Origin of the sequence: Methylibium sp. (assembly GCF_031393925.1) — a bacterium.
Classification (GTDB): Bacteria; Pseudomonadota; Gammaproteobacteria; order Burkholderiales; family Burkholderiaceae_C; genus Methylibium.
In genome coordinates this window covers 1-1,924 of record NZ_JANMWL010000295.1, presented here as the reverse complement: position 1 = coordinate 1,924, position 1,924 = coordinate 1, and the positions used below count along the sequence as shown (strand labels likewise).

At 74.8% G+C, this 1,924-nt stretch carries 2 protein-coding genes and 1 pseudogene; 2 read left to right on the top strand and 1 reads right to left on the bottom strand.

Annotated elements, in window-relative coordinates:
- The coding region (locus RMO12_RS15330) for a hypothetical protein (RefSeq protein ID WP_309639931.1) at positions 1 to 235 on the bottom strand (235 nt) is incomplete at its 3' end.
- 271 nt (positions 236 to 506) lie between these two features.
- On the opposite strand from RMO12_RS15330, the gene RMO12_RS15325 reads away from it, so the two are divergent.
- Positions 507 to 1,133 carry a sigma-70 family RNA polymerase sigma factor gene (locus RMO12_RS15325; RefSeq protein ID WP_309639930.1) on the top strand — a complete coding sequence of 209 codons (627 nt, stop codon included), beginning with the start codon at positions 507 to 509 and terminating at the stop codon, positions 1,131 to 1,133.
- A 45-nt stretch (positions 1,134 to 1,178) separates the two neighbouring features.
- A pseudogene (locus RMO12_RS15320) lies at positions 1,179 to 1,924 on the top strand (hypothetical protein); the annotation flags it as partial.

The window sequence follows — 1,924 nt, the reverse complement described above, 5'->3', positions numbered from 1 at the left end:
GCTGCGCGCTCGGCGCCGCCGGCCGGCCGTCCTGCGGGCCGCCCCAGGCCAGCGTCCAGTGCGACGGCTGCTCCTGCGCCGCTTGGGCGACACGCTGCTCGCGCGGCACCGGCGAAGACCAGTCGTGTGCCTGGCTCCACGGCACGCCCACCAGCGCGAGCAGCAGTGCCGCCGCCAAACTGGCATGGCGCAAACGCCTCGGCCGTGCGGGCCGGTCCTTGTTCCGTGCATCCATCGTCTTCTCCTCGGTGAGGGCGCGAACACCGCGGCCCGTGAGCGTGATACGGCCGAGCCCGCGCAACGGGGTGATCGGGCGCACTCGCGGGCCGCTGTTGCGTCACTGTTGGGTCACTGTTGGGCCGCTGTTAACCCGGTTCGCCCGCGCCGCGCGTACAAGCCTTCATGCTGCCAACGGGCGTTGCCCGCTTGCATCCGACCACGCGGTGCCATGCCGGCTCCGATTGACAGGCGCAACACCGATCCACCGATGTCAGACTGACCACCGCATGCCCGCCTTGCCCGATACCCGCACCGACGACGCTTTGATGCAGGCCTTTGCCGCCGGCGAGGCGCGGGCGTTCGAGCCGCTCTACGCGCGTCACCATGCGGCGCTCTACCGCTTCGTGCGGCGGCTGCTCGGCCGCAGCTGCGCGGCGCAGACCGACGAGGTGTTCCAGGACACCTGGCTGCGCGTCATCGGCGCGCGCGAGCGCTGGCAACCGCAGGGCGCGAGCTTTCGCACCTGGTTGTTCACCTTGGCGCACCACCGCGCGGTCGATTGCCTGCGCAAGAGCGGGCGCGAGCTGTCGCTCGACGCCGCCGAGCCTTCGGCCTGGGAGCCGGCGGGCGAGGCCTGGGGCGATTGGCCGGCCGCCGAGGCCGTCTGCGCCGAGGACCGCGCGTTCTGGCGCGCCGCCGGAGCGCGCCTGCTCGACTGCCTGGACGGCCTGCCGGCTGCACAGAAGGCGGTGTTCCTGCTGCATCACGAGGACGGCCTGTCGCTGGACGAACTGGCCGCCGCGCTCGAGCTGGGCTTCGAGACCGCGAAGAGCCGGCTCCGCTACGCGATGACCAAGCTGCGCACCTGCATGGGCGCCTACCTGCCGCGCTCGGCGATGCGGGGGGCACCGTGAGGCCGCCGGCGTCATCCGCCGTGACGCAGGCTGAAGGATCGTGAGATGAGCGAGCACCCACGTCACGAAGATCCGCTCGAGCCCGACGCGTTCTTGCGTGCGGCGCTGCGCCACGCACCGGACCACGACACCGCGCCGCCGCCGGGCTTGAGCCGCAGCATCCTCGAGGCGGCGCGGCGCGCCACGCAGGGACGCGCGGTCGATGCGCCGCCGCGTCGCTGGCGGGCGGCACTGGCCCAGCGCCTGCGATCCTTGCTGCACCAGCCCGGCGCCACCGCCGCGCTCGCCAGCCTCATGCTCGGCACGGTGATCGGCCTGATGTGGCGCGACGGCCCACCGCCCGAAGCGGCACTCGACCGTGACATCGCTGCGCCCTCGCCGCGCAGCGACGTGGCGGCGGTGCCGGCTCCGGCGGGGGCTGCGGCGGCGCCCACGGAGTCGGTCGCGGCGCCGACGCTTCCGACGGCGCCCACTCCGCCTGCGGTGGCCGCGCGACCCGCACCGGCCTCGCCAGCAGCGGCGCCAGCGACACCAGTGGCGAAGGCGGCGCCGCGCACGTCGGCGGTCAAGGCCTCGGCAGACGAGGCGCGTTCCCGGCACGCCGTCACCGTCGCACCCTCGGCCGAGGTCGAGCGCCGCGCCGCCGCGCCGGCGCAGGTCCCGGCCGACGACGCGCCGCCGCTCGCCGCGGACGCCGGGCTCGCATCGGGGCGGTCAGCGGATGCTGCAGGGCGGCTCGACGCAGCGAGCGCGCAACAAGGCGCGGCACTGGCACGCGAACGCGCCGCGCC